The sequence below is a fragment of the Duganella dendranthematis genome (assembly GCF_012849375.1).
Taxonomy (GTDB): Bacteria; Pseudomonadota; Gammaproteobacteria; order Burkholderiales; family Burkholderiaceae_D; genus Rugamonas; species Rugamonas dendranthematis.
This window is the reverse complement of record NZ_CP051684.1, coordinates 205,177-225,269: the sequence shown is the minus strand read 5'-3', so window position 1 is coordinate 225,269 and position 20,093 is coordinate 205,177. Positions and strand designations below refer to the sequence as shown.

The window sequence follows — 20,093 nt, the reverse complement described above, 5'->3', positions numbered from 1 at the left end:
CCCGGTAGGATACCATGGCTCACGCCCGGCCTGATAGTTGTAGTCTGCTTAAACGGCAGCGGGAAAGTCAATGAAGTCCACTGGAACCGCAGCGGTTAGCCAGACGCCGTTATCGGAAATGTAGAACAAATGACCATGTTGTTGCATCGCCTGGGCCCGGATTTGCAGGATGACCGGTTTGCCGTGGCGCGAACCGACCGCAGTTGCGGTTTCCTGGTTCAGCGACAAATGGACATGGTTGCGCGAGCCTGCACGCAGTCCGTCGGCCTTGATTGAATTAATGAACCGGCTGGCCGTGCCGTGATAGAGGATGGTGGGTGGTGTCTCCGGCGGCAAGGCCAGGTCGATGCTAGCGATGGAGTGGCCCTGATTTGCTCGGATCGACAGGCCATCGTCGCTGACGGCGAAGCGCTTCTTGTCGCTCGTTGCCACAATCTCGTCCAACTTGGCACGGTTGATCGAATGATCATGTTTCGCCGCCTGTTTCAGCAGCGCCGAAATGCTCACCCAGCCGTTGTTATCCAGTTGGATGCCTATCGTTTCGGGCGCATGCCGCAATATCAGCGATAGGAATTTGCTGCTATGTCCCAGCTGCTTTTTACTCATGAAATTTTTGGTGTTGAGTATGCAATCCGCCGCCGCGTCAATCAGGCGCGCAGTTCGCGTTCGATCGCTTCCTTCAGCAAGGCGTCGTCGGTGGTGGTGTCCGGCGCGAAGCGGCCGACAACCTTGCCGTCTTTACTGATCAGGAATTTCTCAAAGTTCCACAGCACGTCGGTCGGGTTGTCCTGTTTGATGCCGTAACCGGCCAGCTTGGCGCGGAAGTCGCTGCCCGGCTTTTCCTGCGCCTGCGGCTGTTCCTCGATCAGGCGCTGGTACAGCGGATGCTGGCCCGGACCCTTGACAACGATCTTCTCAAACAGCGGAAACTTGACGCTGAATTTGCTAGTGCAGAAGGCGGCGATTTCTTCGTTGGTGCCCGGCTCCTGTGCGCCGAATTCGTTGGCTGGGAAGCCCGCCACCACCAGGCCCTGGGCCTGCTTTTCCTCGTACAGCTTTTCCAGACCTTCGTACTGCGGCGTCAGGCCGCAGGCGGAGGCCACGTTCACCACCAGCACGACTTTGCCGCGATAGGCACCCATGCTGGTCTCTTCGCCGTCAATGCGGCGCAATGGAATGTCGTAGACAGGTTGGCTCATATGGACCTCAATCAAGTATTCAGGGTGAATTCGGTGAAGGAGGCTTCGCTGGTGGGCGGCTTGGCCTCCGGTTCGGCCTGGGCGGTTTTGCTGTCCGGGCCGTTATTTATTAGCCACAGCAGATTGGTGGCCGAATCGGCGTTGGCCAGCGCTTCGTCCTGGCTGATCAGCCCATCTTGCACCAGCTTGAGCAGCGATTGCTCGAACGATTGCGAACCGGGTGACAGACTCTTCTCCATCGCTTCTTTGATCTGGCCGATTTCGCCTTTCTCGATCAAGTCCGAGATATAGCGCGTATTGACCATCACCTCCACCGCCGCCGAACGCGTGCCGCCGTTGACCGAGCGCACCAGCCGCTGCGACACAATCGCCTTGATGGCGCTCGACAGATCCTGCAGCAGGGCAGGGCGATTCTCGATCGGATAGAAGCTGATGATGCGATTCAGCGCGTTGTAGCTGTTGTTGGCGTGTAGCGTCGCCAGCACCAGGTGGCCCGACTGCGCATAGGCCAGCGCCGCCGCCATGGTTTCCTTGTCGCGGATCTCGCCGATCAGAATGCAGTCCGGCGCCTGGCGCATCGAGTTGCGCAACGCGGTCGAAAAATCTTTGGCGTCGCTGCCGATCTCGCGCTGGTTGACGATGGATTTCTTGTTGCGGAACAGGTACTCGATCGGATCTTCCAGCGTCAGGATATGGCCGGAGCGCAGGTCGTTGCGGTGATCCAGCATCGAGGCGATGGTGGTCGATTTGCCCGAGCCGGTGGCGCCCACCAGCAGCAGCAGGCCGCGCTTTTCCATGATCAGGTCCGCCAGCACCGGCGGCAGCTGCAAATCGGCCAGCAGCGGGATGGTGGCGGGCACAAAACGGAACACGGCGGAAATGCTGCCGCGCTGTTTGAACGCCGACAGGCGGAAGCGGCCCAGGTTCGGCACCGACACGCCCATATTCAATTCATTGGTGTCAGCCAGTTCGTCCATCTGCTCCGGCGTGGCGATTTCCGCCAGCAGGGCATGGATGTTTTCCGGCTCCAGCTTTTGCTGGTTGATCGGGATGAGGTTACCGTTGATCTTGATGTGAACCGGAGAGTTCACCGCGAAGAACATGTCCGACGCGTTTTTTTCCTTCATCAGCTGGAACAGGCGGTCCATGGCCATGGCGAATCTCCGGTTTGTACTACATTAAACGCCGCGCAGCAGTTCGTTGATGCTGGTTTTGGAGCGGGTCTGCGCATCAACGCGCTTGACGATCACCGCGCAGTACAGCGAGTACTTGCCGTCTTCCGATGGCAGCGAACCCGATACCACCACCGAACCCGAAGGCACGCGGCCGTAGGTCACTTCGCCGGTGGCGCGGTCGTAGATCTTGGTCGACTGGCCGATGTACACGCCCATCGAGATCACCGAGTTCTCTTCGACGATCACGCCTTCGACGATTTCCGAACGGGCGCCGATGAAGCAGTTGTCTTCGATGATGGTCGGATTGGCCTGCATTGGTTCCAGCACGCCGCCGATGCCGACGCCGCCCGACAGGTGGACGTTCTTGCCAATCTGCGCGCACGAACCGACGGTGGCCCAGGTGTCGACCATTGCGCCTTCATCGACGTAGGCGCCGATGTTGACGTACGACGGCATCAGCACCACGTTCTTGGCGATGAAGGAACCACGACGCGCCACGGCTGGCGGCACCACGCGGAAGCCGCCTTTGGCGAAATCGTCAGCGGTGTAGTTGGCGAACTTGGTCGGCACCTTGTCGTAGAACTGCATGGTGCCGTCCGATGGCAGGACCACGTTGTTCTCCAGGCGGAACGACAGCAGCACGGCCTTCTTGACCCACTGGTTGACTACCCAGGCGCCGGTGGCTTTGTCGGCTACGCGAATGGTGCCAGCGTCCAGGCCAGCCAGCACGTGGTTGACTGCTTCGCGCAGTTCGGCGGCGCCGTTGGACGGGTTGATGTTCGCGCGGTCTTCCCAGGCGGTTTCGATGATGTTCTGGAGTTGTTGGCTCATGATGGACTCTTTATTTATTAAGGGACTTGCAGAATTGGACGATGCGCTGGGCCGCTTCCAGACCTTCCGCCGTTTCGGCGACCAGCGCCATGCGGATGCGGTTGCGGCCGGGATTGACGCCATGCGCTTCGCGCGCCAGATAGCTGCCCGGCAGTACGGTGACATTATATTCGGCGTACAGGCGCTGGGCGAATTCGGTGTCGGACAGGCCGGTGCGGCTGACGTCAGCCCACAGGTAGAAGCCGGCGTCCGGCAGTTCGACATCCAGCACTTCCTTCAGCAAAGGCGTGATGGCGTTAAACTTGGCGCGGTATTGTTCGCGGTTTTGTTCGACATGGGTTTCGTCGTTCCACGCCGCGATCGACGCAGCCTGCACGGAGAGGCTCATGGCGCCGCCGTGATAGGTGCGGTACAACAGGAATTTTTTTAGCACGTCGGCGTCGCCGGCCACGAAGCCCGAGCGCATGCCCGGCACGTTGGAGCGCTTGGACAGGCTGCTGAACACCACCAGGCGCGCATACGGTTTGTCGATGGTCGCCAGGCCCAGTTGATGCGCCGCTTCCATCGCGCCCAGCGGCGGTTCGCCTTGATAGATCTCGGAATAGCACTCGTCGGCGGCGATGATGAAGTTGTAGCGTTCCGACAGCGCGAACAGGTTTTCCCAGTCGGTCAGCGACAGCACGGCGCCGGTCGGGTTGCCCGGCGAGCAGACGAACAGCAGCGCCACACGCTGCCATACCTCGGCCGGAATACTGTCGTAGTCGCAGCCGAAGTTGCGCGCCGGGTCGGAATTGATGAAGTACGGCTCGGCGCCGGCCAGGTAGGCCGCGCCTTCATAGATCTGGTAGAACGGATTCGGGCTGACCACCAGCGATTTGGCGTCCTTGTCGATCACCGCCTGGGCCAGCGCAAACAGCGCCTCGCGCGAGCCGTTCACCGGCAGCACCTGGGTGGCGGGATTCAGCTTGGGCAGGTTGTAGCGGCGTTCCAGCCAGCCGGCGATGGCGGCGCGCATCTCGGGCGAACCGATGGTGGTGGGATAGACGGCCAGACCGGACAGGTTGTCGGCCAGCGCCTGCTCGATGAACTTGGGCGTCGGATGCTTGGGTTCACCCATGCCAAGGCTGATGGCCTTGTACTCGGGGGCGGGCGTAACCTGCTCAAACAGCAGACGCAGTTTTTCGAACGGGTAGGGATGCAGCTTGTCGAGAAGTGGATTCATAGTCTTTGATTATAGCGCCTCCACGCCTGCCCGGTCATCCATGCTAAATTGTTAAAATAATCGGATTCATCATCATTGGACGGAAAAGATGGAACACAACGAGATCGCGCTGGAGGCGCAGGTCAGCCGCAAGGTGATGGCGGCGCGGCTGGCGGTGGGGCTGGTGCAGGGACTGCTGCTGTATTGGCTATACGCCGCCAGCCGCGATGTGGCTTGGCCGGCCACCGCGCCGTACCTGATGGCGCCGCTGCTGACCGTGCTGCTGATAGTGCCGGTATTGCTGGTCTCCAGCCTTGGCCATCTGGCGCCGCGCCAGGCGGCTGCCTGGTTGCTGGCGGCGCTGGCTGTGCTGCTGGTGCTGGCGCTGCACGATGTGTGGCGCGGGACGAACAGCTATTCCTTCCTGTCCAACTGGAACGACAAGCCGATTGGTTCGCCGTCGATGCTGCTGGTGGTCTTTAGCTGTGTGTTTTTCTTCATCGCCCACGCGCTGGTGATGGCCGGCGCGCAGGACGGCAAGCGCATCGCCAGCTACAACACATATTTTGAAGTGGCGTGGAAACTGGCGATACAGCTGCTGTTCTCCGCCTTCTTCGTCGGCGCGGTGTTCCTGGTGTTGTACATGGGCGCCAGCCTGTTCATGCTGGTGAAGCTGAATTTTTTACACAAATTGCTGGAAGAATCATGGTTCAACGTGCCGATAAGCTGCACCGCCTTCTCCTGCGCGATGCATGTAACGGACGTGCGGCCGTCGATCGTGCGCGGCATCCGCACCTTGCTGCTGGTGCTGATGTCGTGGATCTTGCCGGTGGCCGTGGTGCTGGTGACCGGGTTTCTGTGCACGCTGCCTTTCACCGGTCTGACCGCGCTGTGGGAGACGCGTCACGCCACTTCCGTATTGCTGTTCACCGCGGCGGTGCTGCTGGTGCTGGTCAATGCCGCCTTCCAGAACGGCCAGGCGGTGGTTGCCTTGCCACTGCGAGTGAGCGCGCGCATGGCCGCGATCCTGATCCTGCCGATCATCATGGTCGGCATTTACGCACTGGGGCTGCGGGTGGTGCAGTATGGCTGGACCTCGGATCGGGTAATCGCGGCCGCGAGCCTGCTGGTGGCCAGCAGCTACGCCATCGGTTACCTGTGGGCGGCGTACCAGTACGACACCTGGCTGCGGCCGCTGGCGGTGGTGAATATCTTCACCTCGTTCCTGGTGCTGGCGGTGCTGCTTGCCCTGTTTACGCCGATTGCCGACCCGGCACGTATCGGCGTCAATAGCCAGATGGCGCGGCTGGCCAAGGGCAAGATCGTCGCCGCCAAGTTCGATTTTCGCTATCTGCGCTTCGAGGGCGGCCGATACGGGCAGGCGGCGCTGGAAGAGCTGAAACGCAGCGCCGGTCCGGACGCCGCACTGTTGCTGCGCGAAGCCACCGCCGCGCAGGCATTGAGCCTCAAACAGCGCTGGCAGCCGCCGGTGCGATCAACCGCGCCGGTGTCGGTCGCCGCCAATATGATCGTGTGGCCCGCTGGCGCACAGCTGCCGGCTAGTTTTGTGGCGCAGAAGTGGGACGCGATGCCCGACGACCGCAAGCCGGACTGCCTGACCATCAAGGACGGAAAATGCGACGCCTTCATTCTCGACGCTGGCGGCGACGGCAAGCAGCAGGTGCTGCTGGTGGCCAGGTCGTATGCAAACCTGGGCCGCCTGTTCGCAGCGGGTGCTGACGGTAACTGGACTGTGGTCGCCACCATGAGCTACCGCGACACCGCCTGCAAAGCAGTCATAGAAAAGCTGCGCAAAGGCGAATTCAATCTGATCGACCGGCCTTACAAAGACCTCAATGTCGGCGGCCGGCGCGTGGAATTTGAAATCAGCGACACACCCGAAGAGGACTGCTCGAAGATCAAGTAGCCGCGCCTTGCAGGGGGCAGGCCTGCATGTCGTCTCCGAGGCGGCGTGCCAATTCGCCGCGCAGCAGGCGCAGGCCATTAATGCGCTGGTCGATATCGGCCAGCTTGCGTTCCAGCGCCGCGCGCAATTGCGGTCCGGCGGCATCCGGTTCGGCCAGCAGCGGCAGGTCGGCCTCGATTTCGGCCAGCGTAAAGCCCAGCGTTTGCGCCAGTTTGATGTAGCGTAGCCAGTCCACCGCTTCCGGCGGATAGTCGCGGTAACCGTTGGCGCTGCGGCGCGCGCGCAGCAGGCCGCGCTTCTCATAGAAGCGCAAGGTGTCGCGGCTCAGCCCCGTGGCGCTGGCGATTTCGCCGATCTGCATCTGAAAGTCTCCAATGTCGCTTGACCCTGGAGTGTACTCCAGCCTTTAGCATGGCTCCATCATTCATAGGGAGAGCTCATGCTGACATCCACCAACTACCGCCGCATTGTCCTCGGTAGCGCCATTTATGACCTGCTGGTCACCGCGCCATTTGCCACGCCGTGGAGTTTCGCCTACGCGCACGCGCAGCTGGACGGCATCAACCAGGCGCTCGGCGGCGCCGCGCTGCCAGCCTTCATGCCGTTCCATGTATTGTTCGCCTGCCTGCTGGGCAGCGTGGTGCTGGTGTGGGCGGCGCTGCGCATCAGCGACCCGCAGCCGCGCTACGGACGCTTCGACGGCGTCGCGCGGCTGCTGTTTACCGCCTGGATGATCTGGGCACTAGCCGCCACCGGCGCGCCATTGCTGTGGCTATTCATCGCGCCGGAGCTGGCGTGGGGCGTTATCCAATGGTTGCCAGTAGCTCCTCCGTCGAGCGGACGTGACCAAGAATCGGGAAGATGGCCTGCACGGGGAACTGGTGCATCTCCGCCGTGAGGCTGGACATGGCGTCTTCCGCGAACATCAGCGCGTAGCCCAGGTCTTGCGCCGCGCGTGCGGTGGATTCCACGCCGAAGTTGGTGGCAATGCCGCCGAGGATGATGGTCTTGATGCCGCGCCGGCGCAGTTGCTGGTCCAGCGAGGTGCCGTGAAAGGCGCCCCACTGGCGCTTGTCGATGACGATGTCGCCCGGCTGCATGCCGGCGGCGTCGACAATCTCCCACGCCTGTGGCGGCAGCGGTGGGGCGGATGGATCGCGGCTCACCGATACGTCGGCCGGCTGCGGCCGCAGTTCGTTGACCAGCACGCGCACGTAGACCACCGTGCCGCCCTTGGTGCGCACAGCGTGCGCCAGCCGCGCGCTGTTTTCCACTACCTGCTGCGCGGAATGCGGCGCCAGCGTGCGCGCCACGTTGCTATGTTGAAGATCGATTAATACCAGTGCGGTCGTTTCCATGGTGTGCGCTCCTTTAATATGAGGGTGTCCTCATATATTGTAGCCTATAATGTGAGGATGTCCTCAGATAATCAAAAACGGCGCAAGCCGCAGCAGTTGCGCGGCGAGCAGCGCATGGCCGCCATGCTGGATGCCGCCGCCGCTGTCTTTGCCGAATTCGGCTTCGACGCCGCCACCATGACCGCCATCGCCGAGCGTTCCGGCTCGTCTATCGGCGCGCTGTATCAATACTTTCCCAACAAGCTGACGCTGGCCCGCGCGCTGCGTGAACAGTATGGCGAAGACATGGCGCAGCGCTGGAGCGGCCTTACAACCGATGCCGCCCACCTGAGCGTGAATGCGCTGGCGGACCGGGTGTTCGATTTGATGATCGGTTTCTTCGACGAGCACCCGGCCTATTTCACGCTGCTGAACGCCACACTGGGCTACCAGCGCAGCGCCGATGCGCGGCAGCGTTTGCGGGCGCAATTCGGCGCGGTGTTAAGGCAGAAAAATCCGCAGATGGAGGAGGAGGACGCGCTGCGCACCGCCAATGTGGCGCTGCAAATCGTGAAGGGATTGAATCCGCTGTACGCGCAAGCCAGTGCTGCCGAGCGCCGCGAACTGGTGGCGGAATTCAAGATGGCCTTGCAGGCCTACCTGAAACTCCGCCTGCACAAATAATCAGAGGGCAAATCAGGCAGCTTTGGCCAGCGCCGCTTCGGACGTGCCCCAGACCTGCTGCGCGACACGCATCATGTTGCGGCCCAGGACCAGCTCCGCTTCGGTCTCGCTCATGCCGGCGCGGCGCAATGCGGCCGGCAGTTCGCGCCATACTTCCGGCGGCGTGAAGCTGGGCGGCTTGTCGGCGCTGTAGCCGGCGGACGCGGGCCACCAGTGCTCCGGGTTGAAATCGCCGGGCGGCGTTTCGTCCAGGCCGGGCTGCTGGAAGCAGATATCCAAGCCAATTCCCGCATGGCGGACGCCCACCAGGTCCGCAATGTAGGCCACGTGGCGCGCCACGTCGTTGGCGTCCGGCTGCGCGCTGCCGAGGAAGAACGACAGGCCGGACACGCACACCACGCCGCCGGTCGCCGCGCAGGCGCGGATCTGTTCATCGGTGACGTTGCGGCCATGCTGCACCAGCGTGTACGGATTGGCGTGGCTGAAGATCACCGGCTGCGAGGAGGCGTTCATGATCTCCAGGCTGCATAGGCGCCCGGTGTGCGAGCAGTCCATCAGGATGCCGTTCTCATTGACCGCTTCCACCATGCGCTGGCCCAGCGGCGTCAGGCCGCGCGGGATGTCATGGCAGCCGTCCGCCACGCTGTTATTGCGGTTGTAGGCAAAGTGGATCTGGCGCACGCCCAGTTGCGCATATAGCGCCACCATGTCCGGCTGCTCCATCAGCGGCAGCGCGCCTTCCAGGTCGAAGCTGATCGCCATGCGGCCGTCGGCGGCGGCCTGGATGATGTCGTCCACGCTGGAGACCAGCGCGTAACGTTCCGGATCGGCGGCGATGGTGGCGCGGTAGCCGGCGATCACAGACATCACTTGCGACAGCGGATTCATGTCTGCGCCCACGTTGAGCGACACATAATTGACGCCGGCGGCATGCAGCCGGCGCACGGGTGTGAAGTCCGCCAGCGGGTGCTGGGGCAAGCAGGCATGGGCATCCCAATTGATCATGGTGGTTTTCTTTGTCAAAATGGCTATTCTGCATAATAATGCATGGAGTCGATCGAGAGCGAGGAAATGATGCGTTTATCGGGTTGGATGTGGATGCTGTTGCTGTGCGCCGGCGCGCATGCGGAAGACGCCAAGAAGGACCCGTACCTCGACGCAGCCGCCTCGCCGCAGCAGGTCAAGGTCATCGCCGACCGCGCCGATCCGGGCATCAGAAAAGCGGTGGCAGAAGCGATGGCGGCCGAGCCACCGCCACCACCGCTGCTGCAAAGTACGCCGGCATTCAGCGTCGCCAAGTCGGACATCATGACCGCAGCCTTTAACGAAGCCAAGGTGCCGGACTGCCTGCACTCGGAAGGCCTGAAGCGGCAGCCGACTTTTTTCCTTGGTGGCTATCTGGCGCTGCCGTTCATCGCCGTCGCCGCCTTGCGCGGGGTGTGCAACTAGCATGCTTTATACTGTCGGCTGATTTGTTTAAATTAGGCCGATATGTCTTTTTCCACACTGGGCCTTGCTCCCTCCCTGCTCAACGCCATCACCGAGATCGGCTACCAGGAGCCGACCGCCATTCAAACCGCCGCGATTCCCGCCATCCTGCGTGGCGAGGACGTGCTAGGCGCCGCGCAAACCGGCTCCGGCAAGACGGCCGCCTTCGCGCTGCCGCTGCTGCAATCGCTGCTGGACAACCGCGACGGTCCGCGCCAGCTGCATGGCCTTGTGCTGGTGCCGACGCGCGAACTGGCGGTGCAGGTGGGCGAGTCGATCCGCAAGCTGGTGTCGCATCTAAACATGCCTGTCAAAGTCGCCATCGTGTTCGGCGGCGTCTCGATCAACCCGCAGATGATGGCGCTGCGCGGCGGCGCCGACATCGTGGTCGCCACGCCGGGCCGCCTGCTCGACCTGATCGACCACAACGCGCTGAAGATCTCGCGCGTGTCGATGCTGGTGCTAGACGAGGCGGACCGCCTGCTGGACCTGGGCTTCAGCGAGGAATTGAACCGCATTTTGGACTTGCTCCCCAAGCAGCGCCAGAACCTGTTTTTCTCCGCCACCTTTCCCCCGGCGGTGCAGAAGCTGGCCGACGGCATCCTGCATCAGCCGTCGCGCATCGAAGTGCTGTCCGAGCCGTCCAGCAAGCCGGATATCGTGCAGCGCGCGATTGCGGTCGACGTGCCGCGCCGTACCATGCTGCTCAAGCATCTGATTCAGCAACACAAATGGCGCGGCGTGATGGTGTTCGTCGCCACCAAATATGCAGCCGATCACGTGGCGGATAAATTGAATCGCAACGGCATTCATGCTGCGTCCTTCCACGGTGAGTTGAGCCAGGGTGCGCGCACGCAGACGTTGACCGATTTCCGCTCCGGCTATCTGCAAGTGCTGGTGGCGACTGACGTGGCGGCGCGCGGCATCGACATCGCGCGCTTGCCGGCGGTGGTCAACTACGACTTGCCGCGTTCCGCCGTCGACTACACGCACCGCATCGGCCGCACCGGCCGCGCGGGCGAGAGCGGCGTGGCGATCAGCTTTGTGACGGCGGAATCGGAGCCGCATTTCCGCCTGATCGAGAAGCGTCAGGAACAGCGCGTGCCACGCGAGACTATTTCCGGTTTCGAGCAGACGGAAACGGCGGCGCCGGTCAGCGCCGTCACCGACGTGGAAAACGGCGGCATCAAGGGCAAACGCAAGAGCAAGAAGGACAAGCTGCGTGAAGCCGCCGCCGCTACCGCCGGCGAGTCAGGCGAATAATCAGCCGGCGCCAGCGCGGAACTGGCGGCGGTAGTCGGACGGTGAAGTGAGCAGCACTGCGCGAAAGTGCTGGCGCAGCGATAGCGCCGAACCGAAGCCGGCTTCCTGCGCCACCAGTTCAATCGAGGCGTCGCTGCTTTCCAGCAGCCGCTGGGCGTGCGCCACGCGCTGATTCAACAGCCATTGCTTGAACGAGGTGCCGGTGGCGTCGCGGAAGTGGCGGGTGAAATTACGGCGGCTCATGGCGGCGCGCGCGGCCAGTGCGTCGATGCTGTGGTTGTCGGCCAGATGGCGGTTGACCCAGTCCAGCACCTGCGCAAAGCGGTCGTCGCTGCCGCTCACCGGCACCGGGCGCTCGATGAATTGCGCCTGTCCGCCCTGACGATGCGGCGCCACCACCAACTGTCGCGCCACCTGGTTTGCCGCATCGGCGCCGCACAGCTGGCGCAGCAGATGCAGGCAGCAGTCCAGGCCCGCCGCCACACCGGCGGAGGTCAGCACATCATCATCCACATACAGCACTCCGCGGTCCACCACGACGGCGGGATGGCGCTCGGCCAGCGCATCGGCATAGGCCCAGTGGGTGGTGGCCGTTCGTCCATCTAGCAAGCCTGCCTCCGCCAGCGGGAAGGCGCCCAGGCACAGGCCGACGATGCGGGCGCCGCGCTTGTGGGCGCGTTCCAGCGCTTCCAACAGCGCGGCTGGCGCTGGCCGGCAGTCGTCATGCCAGGTCGGCAGGATCACGATGTCGGCGCGGCTGAGTATTTGTAGTCCATGCTGGACGCTGATATCGAAACCACCGGTGGTGCGCAGCGGCGATGGATCGGCCGAGCAGATTTTGAGGTCGAACGCGGCGTCGCGAAACACCATGCCGGGTACCGACAGGTGAAAGGGCGTGATGCCGTCAAAGGCGATGACGGCGATGCGGTGACGTTTTGCAATTGGCGCGTTCATGGCCCGATTATATCGCATGTGTGCCTTCGGGCCGCTGTCGGCAAGGCGCGGCAAGGCGCAAAATAGCCTCATTAACCAAAGGGAGAATATGATGCGCCGAGCCTTGATTGTCATTGATGTGCAAAATGAATACTTCAGCGGGAATATGAAAATTGAATATCCGCCAGTGGACGTGACGCTGCCGAATATCACGCGGGCGATGGATGCGGCCTATGCCGCCGATATCCCGGTGGTGGTGGTGCAACACGATGCGCCGGAGCAGTCGCCGATTTTCGCCAAGGGATCAGCGGGCTGGCAGCTGCATGACGAAGTAACGAAGCGTCTGGCCAGCCATCACGTCAACAAGAGCTATGCCAGTGTGTTCACCGGCACCGGCCTGGCGGAGTGGCTGACGGAGCATGGCGTCGATACGCTGACTATCGTCGGCTACATGACGCATAACTGCGATGCCGCCACTACCTACGAAGCCGCGCACAAGGGACTGACGGTGGAATTTTTGGCCGACGCCAGCGGCTCGCCGTCGTATGAGAACGCGGCCGGCAAGGCCAGCGCGGAGGAGATACACCGCGTATTCAGCACGGTGTTCCACTCCGGCTTTGCCGCCGTCGGTAGCACGGAAGAGTGGATCGCCGCAGTGGGCGAAGGCAAGGCGCTGGAGTGCGACAATATCTACCTGTCGGTCCAGCGCGCCCAGGCTGGACAGGCTGCGGACTAACCGCCTACGCGTTTGGGCTTGTGGCCAAGCTTAGTCAGTTCGGCCATCACGCGTTCGCAATGGTCGCCCTGGATTTCGAGCACGCCGTCCTTGACGGTGCCGCCGGAGCCACAGGTGCTGCGCAACTGCTTGCCCAATGCGGCCAGCGCGTCGGCATCCAGCGGCAGGCCGCGCACCAGCGTGACGGTCTTGCCGCCGCGTCCCTTGGATTCGCGCGACACGCGCACATTGCCGTCGCCGGCCGGCCTGGCCTTGGCGGCGCTTTTGCAGTCGCAGTCGGTCATCGGCTTGCGGCAGTCAGGGCACATGCGGCCCGTTTCGGTGGAGTAGACGAGCGCCATGGCTTAGTACTTCAACAGTCGAGGCATGAAGATATCGAAGAAGCGCTTCTGGTCCGAGGTCAGGCAGACCTGCGCGTTCGGCTTGCCCGCCTGTTCGCGGGTGTAGCCGTCCTTGTCCACCACAATGCGCAGCGGCGTGAGGTGGCAGACGGCGGGATCGAGCATCCACGCCACCGGCACCACGTCAAACAGCGACGGCATATTGCTGGACCATGGCTGGTAGGCGTCGATCCATTGGTGATAGAGCAGCGCCAGTTGGTCGGTGATCGCCGAACCGTGGCCCAGCAGCGCATTACGCTCCACTTCATCCAGGCGAATTTGCGTGGAGTCGACCGGCATCATCACGATCGGCACGCCGGCGGTGAACAGCTTTTGCGCGCCGGCGATGTCGGAGACGATGTTGTATTCCTTGTCGGCCGGGCGTGATGGCACGTATTGCGATTTGCGGTATCCGCTTCGCACCGAGCCGCCCATCATCACCACCTGTTTGAGTTTGCCGAAGGTGGCGGCGTCGCGGTCGATAGCTGCGCCAATGTTGGTCAGCGGGCCAAGGGCCACCAGCGTGATTTGGCCCGGCTGGCGCTTGATCTGGTCCAGCATGAAACCGATGGCGTCCACTGGCGGCAGCACTTTGCCGCGCTGGGCGTAGCGCGCTTGCGTGAAAGGCTGCGGGTTGTTGGTGGTGCGGACGCCTTGTGCGACCGGGATCTGGCTGTGGCCCGTTTCGCGCAGTATGCGTTCCACCAGTTGCGCGCGTAATGCGGTGTCGCCCCAGGCGGTGGTGATGCCGACAATCTCGATCTCCGGGCTTTGCAGCAGCAGACCGAGAGCGAAGGCGTCGTCGATGTCGTCGCCGATGTCCATGTCGACGATGACTTTTTGCGGCGCGGCCGCCTGCGTAGGAACACCCAGCATCGCGCAGGACAGCGCAAGCACGGTGAGCAGCCCGCGCAGCGGCCGGGCAAGGTTATAAGCCATGTAAATCCTCGATTCGTTGGAAGCGGGGATTTTACAGGAAGCGGGCATTCCTCAGCGTGGCCGGCACAATGCGGCGGTGGGCCGGCGCTACGAACATCATGTAGATGCGGCCCAGCGCATTACGGGTGTGCACCACGGTACTGACGGCCACCTTGTCGGTCAGCTTGCAGACCGAGACTTCGACGTTCAGGTGCTTGTCCGAGTCGCCGAGGATGACTTCCTGGTCGCTGAGGTAGACAATGGAGAAGATGCCGACACGGTCGCCCACGCGGTAGGCGCTGGCCGGCTTGGCTGCGTCGGTGTCGCCCAGCGCACCCAGATTCTTCAGCCCCACCAGCTGCACGATGCGGTTACGCATCGTCATCATGGCGTTGACCCAGCGCGGCGTGGCAGCCACCACTTTCAGGTAAAGCGCCAGCGCGGATTCGGAGGTCGGCGCGATGTCTGTCTGATAGCAATCGTGGAAGTCCGCGCCGTGCAGGTGCTGGGCGATTTCGGTATGTTGCGGTATGGCCGTGGTGGCGATGGCGGCGATAGTCATTTTGCGGTAATCAGGTCGATACGGCGTTTGATGCGTTGGGCTTCGGCGCTGTCGCCGGCTTGTTCTGCGCGCATGGATTGTACCCCCAGCCAGGCCAGCAACGGCCGGCGCCAGCCTTGGGCGGAGGCGGTATCCACCGCGCCTGCCAGCACCGGCGGGCTGGCTTTGCCGGCGCGTAGCAGCACGCCGCTGGCGACCAGCTTCGATAAGGGATCGGTGATGGCCTGCACGGCGCTGGCGGCGGCTGCGTCGCTCGCCGCTGCGGCGACCGGCTGGTGCTGGGCGGGCAGCAACGCGGCGTCGCTGGCGGTGGCGCGACCGGCCAGATAGGCGGCGTAGGCGCGGTCGGCGGGGCTGGCGTCTTGCGCCAGTTTGTCGAAGCCGGCGCAGTCCTCGAATACCAGCGCGGCCACGCGGGCGGCGCATTGCGTCAGTTCGGCGCGGATGATCAGATCGATTTTTCCGGTACTGGACAAGGCTTCGCGGGCGCGCTTGTATTCGGCCGCTTCCACGCGGGCGTTGCCCTCCATGTAGGCGGCGGTGGCGCGGTCGATGCCGTTTTTGGCGTTCATCTGCCAGTCCGGTACGGGCGGGTTGTTGCCGCAGGCGGCCAATGACAGGGCGAGGGCGGTGATGACGATACTCTTCTTCATGGCAGCTTGATCTCCGTATCGCGCTTGAACGGCCATTTGCGGTTGATTTCATTGACCAGCTGCTCGACGCGTCGCAAGCTGCTTTCCACCTCGCCGCGCAACGTGCCCAGATCGGCCGTGGCTTCCTTGGTGTTGGACGCCACCGCTTGCGCCTCCACCAGCACCGCATCCATTTTCTTCAGCGAATTGCGGGCGTCCGCCAGCAGGCCGTTAAGCTGGACGATGGTGGCCTGCGCGTCCGTCATCACGCCTTGCTGGCCGAAGACGCGTTCGTCGGCATGGCCGATCAGGCTATCGGCCTTCAGCGTCAGCGCGTTCACGGTGGTCAGCAGCTTGTTGGCGCGTTCGGTCAGCTGCTGCGCGTTCTTGTCGTCGCCGGCGATCAGCCCCATGGCGCCGTGCGGGCCATTCAGCTTGCCGGTAACGCCAGCCACGTTGGCCAAGCTGGCGGCCAGCGCGGAATTTTCCGCCGTCAGGTCGTTCAGGTTTTGCAGCAGGTCTTTGGCTGCCGACAGCAGGCGCGGGATCTCGGCCGCCGCATCGCCAACCAGCAGCGAGCGGGTGGCGCCGTCTTCCAGCGGCGGATCGGTGGGGATGCCGCTGAAGGCGCGCAGCTTGGCGCCGCCGACAATCGCCCGTTCCAGCGTGAAGATGCTGGAGCTGCGCAGCCAGTGGGCGTCGTCGCGCGGTACATCGACCACCAGCCGCGCCTTGCCTTCCTTGCTCAGTTCAATGCGCCGCACGCGGCCGATAGGGAAACCGGCGAAGGTGACATCCATGCCGACGCTGACGCCTTCCGAGTCCTCGGCTTGCAGAATCAGCGTCTGGGTCGATTCGAACGCGCCGCGGGCGTACAGCAGGTACAGGGCGGAGCCGATGACCAGCACCGCCATCAGCACCAGCAGCAGGGCGGCCTTGAATTCAGCATTGCGCACAGGGGCGGCTTGATTGATTGGTTCTGTCATAGTTTTAGTAGTAGTTACCCATCAGCGAGGCGACTTCGATCAGCAGTATCACGGCAAACAGCCGCACCATGTCCGACAGGCCATGCGTGACCTTGTTGCGGTAGCTGGCGCCGAAGTAGAACGAGGAGGCCATCGGGATCAGGCCGACGGCGAGGCTGAAGAAGACGATCTTCAGGACCAGGATCAGCGTCACGGCGGGATTGAAGACCTGGCCGACCACGCGCGTGTAGCCGGTCAACGCCCACGGTGTGAAGCCGTACAGCGACAGGTAGGCAAGGATCAGCGTCAACACGCAGCTGACTGCCGCCAGCATCCACACGGCGAAGATGCCGGCCGCCACGCGCGGGAAGAAATCATTGTGCATTTCCTGTGCCGTGACCTCGCGGTCGGCCGCGCGGTTTTGCGCAAATTCCAGTCCGGCCGGCAGCGTGGTGCGCAGCGCCACAAAGGCGGCGGCGGTCAGCGGGATCAACTCCAGCACCAGCACCCGCACCACCATCTCCAGCGCAAAGCGCGACAGGCCGTAGCTCAGTGATGTGACCACCACGATGCGGATCAACACCAGGCTGACCAGCGCCGACATCACGCCATACCAGGCCAGGTTGGGGGCGGTGTCCGCCACCAGATGGGCGGCCAGCACCGGGCGTTTGTCGCGGCCATAGCTGGATGGCGTCAGCGCCACCGAGAACATCAGCACCGCGAAGTGCAGCAGCCGCCACCAGCTGTGCAGCCACGCGACCGCGCCGTGGTGCAGCCGTTGCAGGAGGTTGGGAAGGGATGCTTGCATGCTCATGTTGGCATCTTAGCACTGCGGGGCGTGAACCTGGTGTACGTTACTTTTCCGGGAAAGTGTCGATAATGGCGTCGGCGACGGCGCGCACGCGCGCGCTGCGGCTTAAATCGCTGTGCGTCACCAGCCACACGTCGTACTGGTCGACGCGCTCCGGCCACACCCGCACCAGGCGCGCATCGCCATCGGCCATGTGGCAGGGCAGTTCGGTCACACCCATGCCCAGCCGCGCCGCCTCCAGCAGCGCCAGGCCGCTGTTGACTTCCATCGCCACGCGGGCGTTGTGCACCGGCTCCAGGCAGATTTTTTCCTGATGGCGTGGCGCCACCGATGCTTGATAAATGACGATGTCATGCCCGGCCAAGCCATTGCCCGGCACCGGCATGCCGCGCTCTTTCAGATAGTCCGGCGTGGCGTACAGGCCCATGCTGCGACGGGTCAGGTGGCGCGAGATCAGGTCCGGGCTGGTGGGCTTGAGGGTACGCACTGCCAGGTCGGCCTCGCGCCGCGTCAGGCTGGTGATCTCGGTGCTGGTACTGAGCACGATGCGGATTTCTGGGTGCATCACGTGCAGGCGCTGCATGGCGGCGAGGACGAAATGGGCGGCCATGGTGTCCGAGGTGGTCACCCGCACGCTGCCGGACAGCCTGTTGTCGATGCCCTGCATCTCGCGCTGGAATTGCAGAGCAGCCTGTTCCATCTTTTCGGCGGCGGTGACGGCCAGTTCGCCGGCCGGCGTGGCCAGGTAGCCGGACGGCGTGCGCAGGAACAGCCGCGCGCCGAGCGATTTTTCCAGCGCGTTGAGGCGGCGGCCGACGGTGGCCTGGTCGATGTCCAGCAGCGCAGCGGCGGCGCGCAGCGTGCCTTTGCGGTAGATGGCGAGGAAAATGCGGGCGTTGTCCCAATCCATGGTGTGCTCCATGATGCATTTTTGCATCAGAGTGCCGATGTTATGCGTATTTACTGCATCATGCAAGCGGCCTACCATGCGGGCATGAATACTTCCATTTCCACTGCGGCGCCAGCCCGTCAGGTGCCTCCTTTATTAATGCTGATGACGCTGGCCATCGGTTTTGTGATGGCGATGATCGATGTCACCGCCGTCAACACGGCGTTGTCTGATATTTCCGTCAGCCTGGCGGTGCCGCTGACTGGCCTGGTATGGGTGGTGGACGGTTACACGCTGACCTTCGCCGCGCTGCTGATGGCGGGCGGCGCGCTGGCCGACCGCTTCGGCCCCAAGACCGTGTATCAGGGCGGCCTGAGCGTGTTTATCCTCGGTTCGGTGCTGTGCGCGGTGTCGCCCAGCGGCCATGCGTTGATTGCGGCGCGACTGTTGCAGGGCGTGGGGGCGGCGCTGTTCATGCCCAGTTCTTTGAGTTTGCTGACGCATGCTTATGAAGATCAGGCCACGCGGGCGCGCATGCTGGGCACGTGGTCGGCGATTGTCGGTTGTTCGTCGGCGGCCGGGCCGCTGGTGGGGGGCTGCTGGTGCACGAATTTGGCTGGCGCAGCGTGTTCTGGGTGAATGTGCCGATTGGCGTGGTGGGGATTGTGCTGACGCAGATGCTGGCGCCAGCGACGTCGCGCCATGCACGCGATCTGTCGATGCTGAGTCATGTGATGGGCGTGGTGACGCTTGCGGCGTTGAGTTTTGTGCTGATCGAGGGACCGGCCTTGGGTTGGACCTCGGCGGCGGTATTGATGGCGGCGGTGGTGGCGATAGCGGCGGCTGCATTGCTGGTGCGGCGCGAGCGGGCCGGCGCGCATCCCTTGCTGCCCAAGGCCTTGTTTGAGACGCCGGCGTTTGCCGCAGCCAATGGCGTGGGCTTCCTGATTAATTTTGCGGTGTTCGGGCAGTTGTTCTTGCTGAGTTTATTTATCCAGCAGGGCGGGGCGGATGCGTTGCAAACGGGTGTGAAGCTGATTCCGATGATGGCGGCTTTTGCGATTGGTAACCTGACATCCGGCCGGATTACTGCGAGGGTGGGCACGCGGCCGCCGATGATGTATGGTTTGCTGGTTGGCCTGGGCATGGCGCTGGTGATGCTGTTTGGCTTGCGTCCGGAGTCGCCGTACTGGCAGCTGGTGACGGCGGCGGTGCTGATGAATGTGGCGATCGGGATTGCGATACCGGGCATGACCGCGACGGTGATGCTGGTGGCGGGCAAGGCGCATGCCAATAGTGCGGCAGCGGCGCTGAATGCCAATCGCCAGATCGGCGCGCTGGTGGGTGTGGCGATGATGGGGACAGTGATGCATATGGCGCCGGCGTGGGGAATGCGGCTGCCGCTGGCGTTCACGCTGATCGTAGCGGCATACGCAGGCGCGTTGTGCCTGGTGTACCGCTACGTCAAACTAGTCAAGCCTGTTTAGGCATTGTGCCTGGTGCGCCACTCGATCATTTCGGCGATAGTCAGGATCGGCATCTGATGCAGTTCGGCGAAACGTTCGATGTCGGTGCCGCGCATCATGGTGCCGTCTGGGTTCATCAATTCGCACAGCACCGCCGACGGGTTCAGGCCCGCCATGGTGGCCAGGTCCACCGAGCCTTCGGTATGGCCTTTGCGTGACAGCACGCCACCCGGCGTCGCCCGCAGCGGGAATACATGGCCCGGATGCACCAGGTCCGACGGCTTGGCATTGGCCGCCGTCGCAGCGCGGATGGTGGTGACGCGGTCCGCCGCCGAGACGCCGGTGGTCACGCCTTCGCGCGCCTCGATCGACACGGTGAACGGCGTGCCGTAACGGCTGCCGTTATTCGCCGCCATCATCGGCAACTCCAGTTCGCGCACGCGGTCGGCATTGAGGCACAGGCAAACAATGCCGCTGCATTCGCGGATCATCATGGCCATGGTCTGCACGGTCATTTTTTCAGCGGCGACGATCAGGTCCGCTTCGTTTTCGCGGTCGAAATCGTCCAGCAGGATGACCGGCACGCCGGCGCGCATGGCTTCCAGCGCCGCGTGGATGCGACCTTCCAGATCGTCGGAAACAAGGGAATAAGGGGATACAGAGGTGTGGTCCAGCATGGTGATACGCTCCTTGTAA

Annotated in this window: 23 protein-coding genes and 1 pseudogene; 7 read left to right on the top strand and 17 right to left on the bottom strand. The window is 63.2% G+C overall.

All coding sequences use genetic code 11. The features are described 5' to 3' along the window. Positions 1 to 48: 48 nt before the first annotated feature. The 5 genes from HH213_RS01155 to dapC are packed head-to-tail and all read right to left on the bottom strand — an operon-like array spanning position 49 to position 4,427. Positions 49 to 606 carry an RNA 2'-phosphotransferase gene (locus HH213_RS01155; protein ID WP_169110246.1) on the bottom strand — a complete coding sequence of 186 codons (558 nt, stop codon included), beginning with the start codon at positions 604 to 606 and terminating at the stop codon, positions 49 to 51. Between the two features lie 41 nt (positions 607 to 647). After that, the gene (locus HH213_RS01150; protein ID WP_169110244.1) at positions 648 to 1,199 is read right to left on the bottom strand and encodes a glutathione peroxidase; all 552 of its coding nucleotides are present in this window, start codon (positions 1,197 to 1,199) and stop codon (positions 648 to 650) included. An 11-nt stretch (positions 1,200 to 1,210) separates the two neighbouring features. Then, entirely contained in the window at positions 1,211 to 2,353 is a 1,143-nt protein-coding gene (locus HH213_RS01145; RefSeq protein ID WP_169110243.1) for a PilT/PilU family type 4a pilus ATPase, read from the bottom strand. 24 nt (positions 2,354 to 2,377) lie between these two features. Further along, positions 2,378 to 3,205 (bottom strand): 2,3,4,5-tetrahydropyridine-2,6-dicarboxylate N-succinyltransferase, encoded by an 828-nt coding sequence (gene dapD, locus HH213_RS01140; protein ID WP_110848862.1) that lies wholly within the window; start codon positions 3,203 to 3,205, stop codon positions 2,378 to 2,380. A 10-nt stretch (positions 3,206 to 3,215) separates the two neighbouring features. Next, positions 3,216 to 4,427: a succinyldiaminopimelate transaminase gene (gene dapC, locus HH213_RS01135; RefSeq protein WP_169110241.1), complete on the bottom strand. Its 1,212-nt coding sequence runs from the start codon at positions 4,425 to 4,427 to the stop codon at positions 3,216 to 3,218. A gap of 88 nt (positions 4,428 to 4,515) precedes the next feature. On the opposite strand from dapC, the gene HH213_RS01130 reads away from it, so the two are divergent. Then, complete coding sequence (locus HH213_RS01130) at positions 4,516 to 6,333, top strand: DUF4153 domain-containing protein (RefSeq protein ID WP_169110239.1); 1,818 nt, start codon at positions 4,516 to 4,518, stop codon at positions 6,331 to 6,333. Here HH213_RS01130 and HH213_RS01125 read toward each other — a convergent pair. Next, positions 6,326 to 6,694 (bottom strand): MerR family transcriptional regulator, encoded by a 369-nt coding sequence (locus tag HH213_RS01125; RefSeq protein ID WP_169110237.1) that lies wholly within the window; start codon positions 6,692 to 6,694, stop codon positions 6,326 to 6,328. The genes HH213_RS01130 and HH213_RS01125 overlap by 8 nt on opposite strands. Before the next feature lie 78 nt (positions 6,695 to 6,772). Between HH213_RS01125 and HH213_RS01120 the strand changes: the two genes are divergently transcribed. Beyond that, positions 6,773 to 7,231 (top strand): hypothetical protein, encoded by a 459-nt coding sequence (locus HH213_RS01120; RefSeq protein ID WP_229263245.1) that lies wholly within the window; start codon positions 6,773 to 6,775, stop codon positions 7,229 to 7,231. Here the strand turns inward: HH213_RS01120 and HH213_RS01115 are convergent. Further along, entirely contained in the window at positions 7,137 to 7,691 is a 555-nt protein-coding gene (locus HH213_RS01115; protein ID WP_174864378.1) for an isochorismatase family protein, read from the bottom strand. The genes HH213_RS01120 and HH213_RS01115 overlap by 95 nt on opposite strands. Before the next feature lie 57 nt (positions 7,692 to 7,748). Here HH213_RS01115 and HH213_RS01110 point away from each other — a divergent pair, with 57 nt between their 5' ends. Next, positions 7,749 to 8,354 (top strand): TetR/AcrR family transcriptional regulator, encoded by a 606-nt coding sequence (locus tag HH213_RS01110; RefSeq protein ID WP_229263244.1) that lies wholly within the window; start codon positions 7,749 to 7,751, stop codon positions 8,352 to 8,354. A gap of 12 nt (positions 8,355 to 8,366) precedes the next feature. Here HH213_RS01110 and HH213_RS01105 read toward each other — a convergent pair whose 3' ends face one another. Then, positions 8,367 to 9,359: a dipeptidase gene (locus HH213_RS01105; protein ID WP_169110233.1), complete on the bottom strand. Its 993-nt coding sequence runs from the start codon at positions 9,357 to 9,359 to the stop codon at positions 8,367 to 8,369. Between the two features lie 66 nt (positions 9,360 to 9,425). Here HH213_RS01105 and HH213_RS01100 point away from each other — a divergent pair, with 66 nt between their 5' ends. Both HH213_RS01100 and HH213_RS01095 read left to right on the top strand, forming a co-directional pair. Next, the gene (locus HH213_RS01100) at positions 9,426 to 9,803 is read left to right on the top strand and encodes a hypothetical protein (RefSeq protein WP_169110231.1); all 378 of its coding nucleotides are present in this window, start codon (positions 9,426 to 9,428) and stop codon (positions 9,801 to 9,803) included. A gap of 42 nt (positions 9,804 to 9,845) precedes the next feature. After that, positions 9,846 to 11,105 (top strand): DEAD/DEAH box helicase, encoded by a 1,260-nt coding sequence (locus HH213_RS01095; RefSeq protein WP_169110229.1) that lies wholly within the window; start codon positions 9,846 to 9,848, stop codon positions 11,103 to 11,105. Here the strand turns inward: HH213_RS01095 and HH213_RS01090 are convergent, their stop codons facing one another. Continuing rightward, positions 11,106 to 12,059, bottom strand: coding sequence for a GlxA family transcriptional regulator (locus HH213_RS01090; protein WP_169110227.1), 954 nt, complete (start codon positions 12,057 to 12,059; stop codon positions 11,106 to 11,108). A 145-nt stretch (positions 12,060 to 12,204) separates the two neighbouring features. Between HH213_RS01090 and HH213_RS01085 the strand changes: the two genes are divergently transcribed. Then, positions 12,205 to 12,774, top strand: a complete 570-nt coding sequence (locus tag HH213_RS01085) for an isochorismatase family protein (RefSeq protein WP_229263243.1) — start codon at positions 12,205 to 12,207, stop codon at positions 12,772 to 12,774. Here HH213_RS01085 and HH213_RS01080 read toward each other — a convergent pair. The 7 genes from HH213_RS01080 to HH213_RS01050 are packed head-to-tail and all read right to left on the bottom strand — an operon-like array spanning position 12,771 to position 17,952. Further along, on the bottom strand, positions 12,771 to 13,115 hold the full coding sequence (locus tag HH213_RS01080; RefSeq protein WP_169110223.1) for a translation initiation factor Sui1: 345 nt from the start codon (positions 13,113 to 13,115) through the stop codon (positions 12,771 to 12,773). The genes HH213_RS01085 and HH213_RS01080 overlap by 4 nt on opposite strands. 3 nt (positions 13,116 to 13,118) lie before the next feature. Then, the gene (locus tag HH213_RS01075; RefSeq protein WP_169110221.1) at positions 13,119 to 14,093 is read right to left on the bottom strand and encodes a nucleoside hydrolase; all 975 of its coding nucleotides are present in this window, start codon (positions 14,091 to 14,093) and stop codon (positions 13,119 to 13,121) included. Positions 14,094 to 14,124: 31 nt separating this feature from the next. Beyond that, a complete protein-coding gene (locus HH213_RS01070) occupies positions 14,125 to 14,634 on the bottom strand; it encodes a DUF2867 domain-containing protein (RefSeq protein ID WP_169110219.1) in 510 nt (169 codons plus the stop codon). Further along, positions 14,631 to 15,287 carry a hypothetical protein gene (locus HH213_RS01065; RefSeq protein WP_169110217.1) on the bottom strand — a complete coding sequence of 219 codons (657 nt, stop codon included), beginning with the start codon at positions 15,285 to 15,287 and terminating at the stop codon, positions 14,631 to 14,633. Before HH213_RS01065 ends, HH213_RS01070 begins: the two co-directional genes overlap by 4 nt. Continuing rightward, entirely contained in the window at positions 15,284 to 16,252 is a 969-nt protein-coding gene (locus tag HH213_RS01060; RefSeq protein WP_110848846.1) for an MlaD family protein, read from the bottom strand. The genes HH213_RS01065 and HH213_RS01060 overlap by 4 nt, the downstream gene beginning before the upstream one ends. A gap of 4 nt (positions 16,253 to 16,256) precedes the next feature. Beyond that, the gene (locus HH213_RS01055) at positions 16,257 to 17,045 is read right to left on the bottom strand and encodes an MlaE family ABC transporter permease (RefSeq protein WP_174864377.1); all 789 of its coding nucleotides are present in this window, start codon (positions 17,043 to 17,045) and stop codon (positions 16,257 to 16,259) included. A 40-nt stretch (positions 17,046 to 17,085) separates the two neighbouring features. Next, positions 17,086 to 17,952: a LysR family transcriptional regulator gene (locus HH213_RS01050; RefSeq protein WP_110849188.1), complete on the bottom strand. Its 867-nt coding sequence runs from the start codon at positions 17,950 to 17,952 to the stop codon at positions 17,086 to 17,088. An 84-nt stretch (positions 17,953 to 18,036) separates the two neighbouring features. Here HH213_RS01050 and HH213_RS01045 point away from each other — a divergent pair. Continuing rightward, positions 18,037 to 19,418: pseudogene (locus tag HH213_RS01045) on the top strand (MFS transporter). Here the strand turns inward: HH213_RS01045 and ribB are convergent. Continuing rightward, on the bottom strand, positions 19,415 to 20,074 hold the full coding sequence (gene ribB, locus HH213_RS01040; protein ID WP_169110215.1) for a 3,4-dihydroxy-2-butanone-4-phosphate synthase: 660 nt from the start codon (positions 20,072 to 20,074) through the stop codon (positions 19,415 to 19,417). The pseudogene HH213_RS01045 and the gene ribB overlap by 4 nt on opposite strands. Between the last annotated feature and the right edge of the window lie 19 nt (positions 20,075 to 20,093).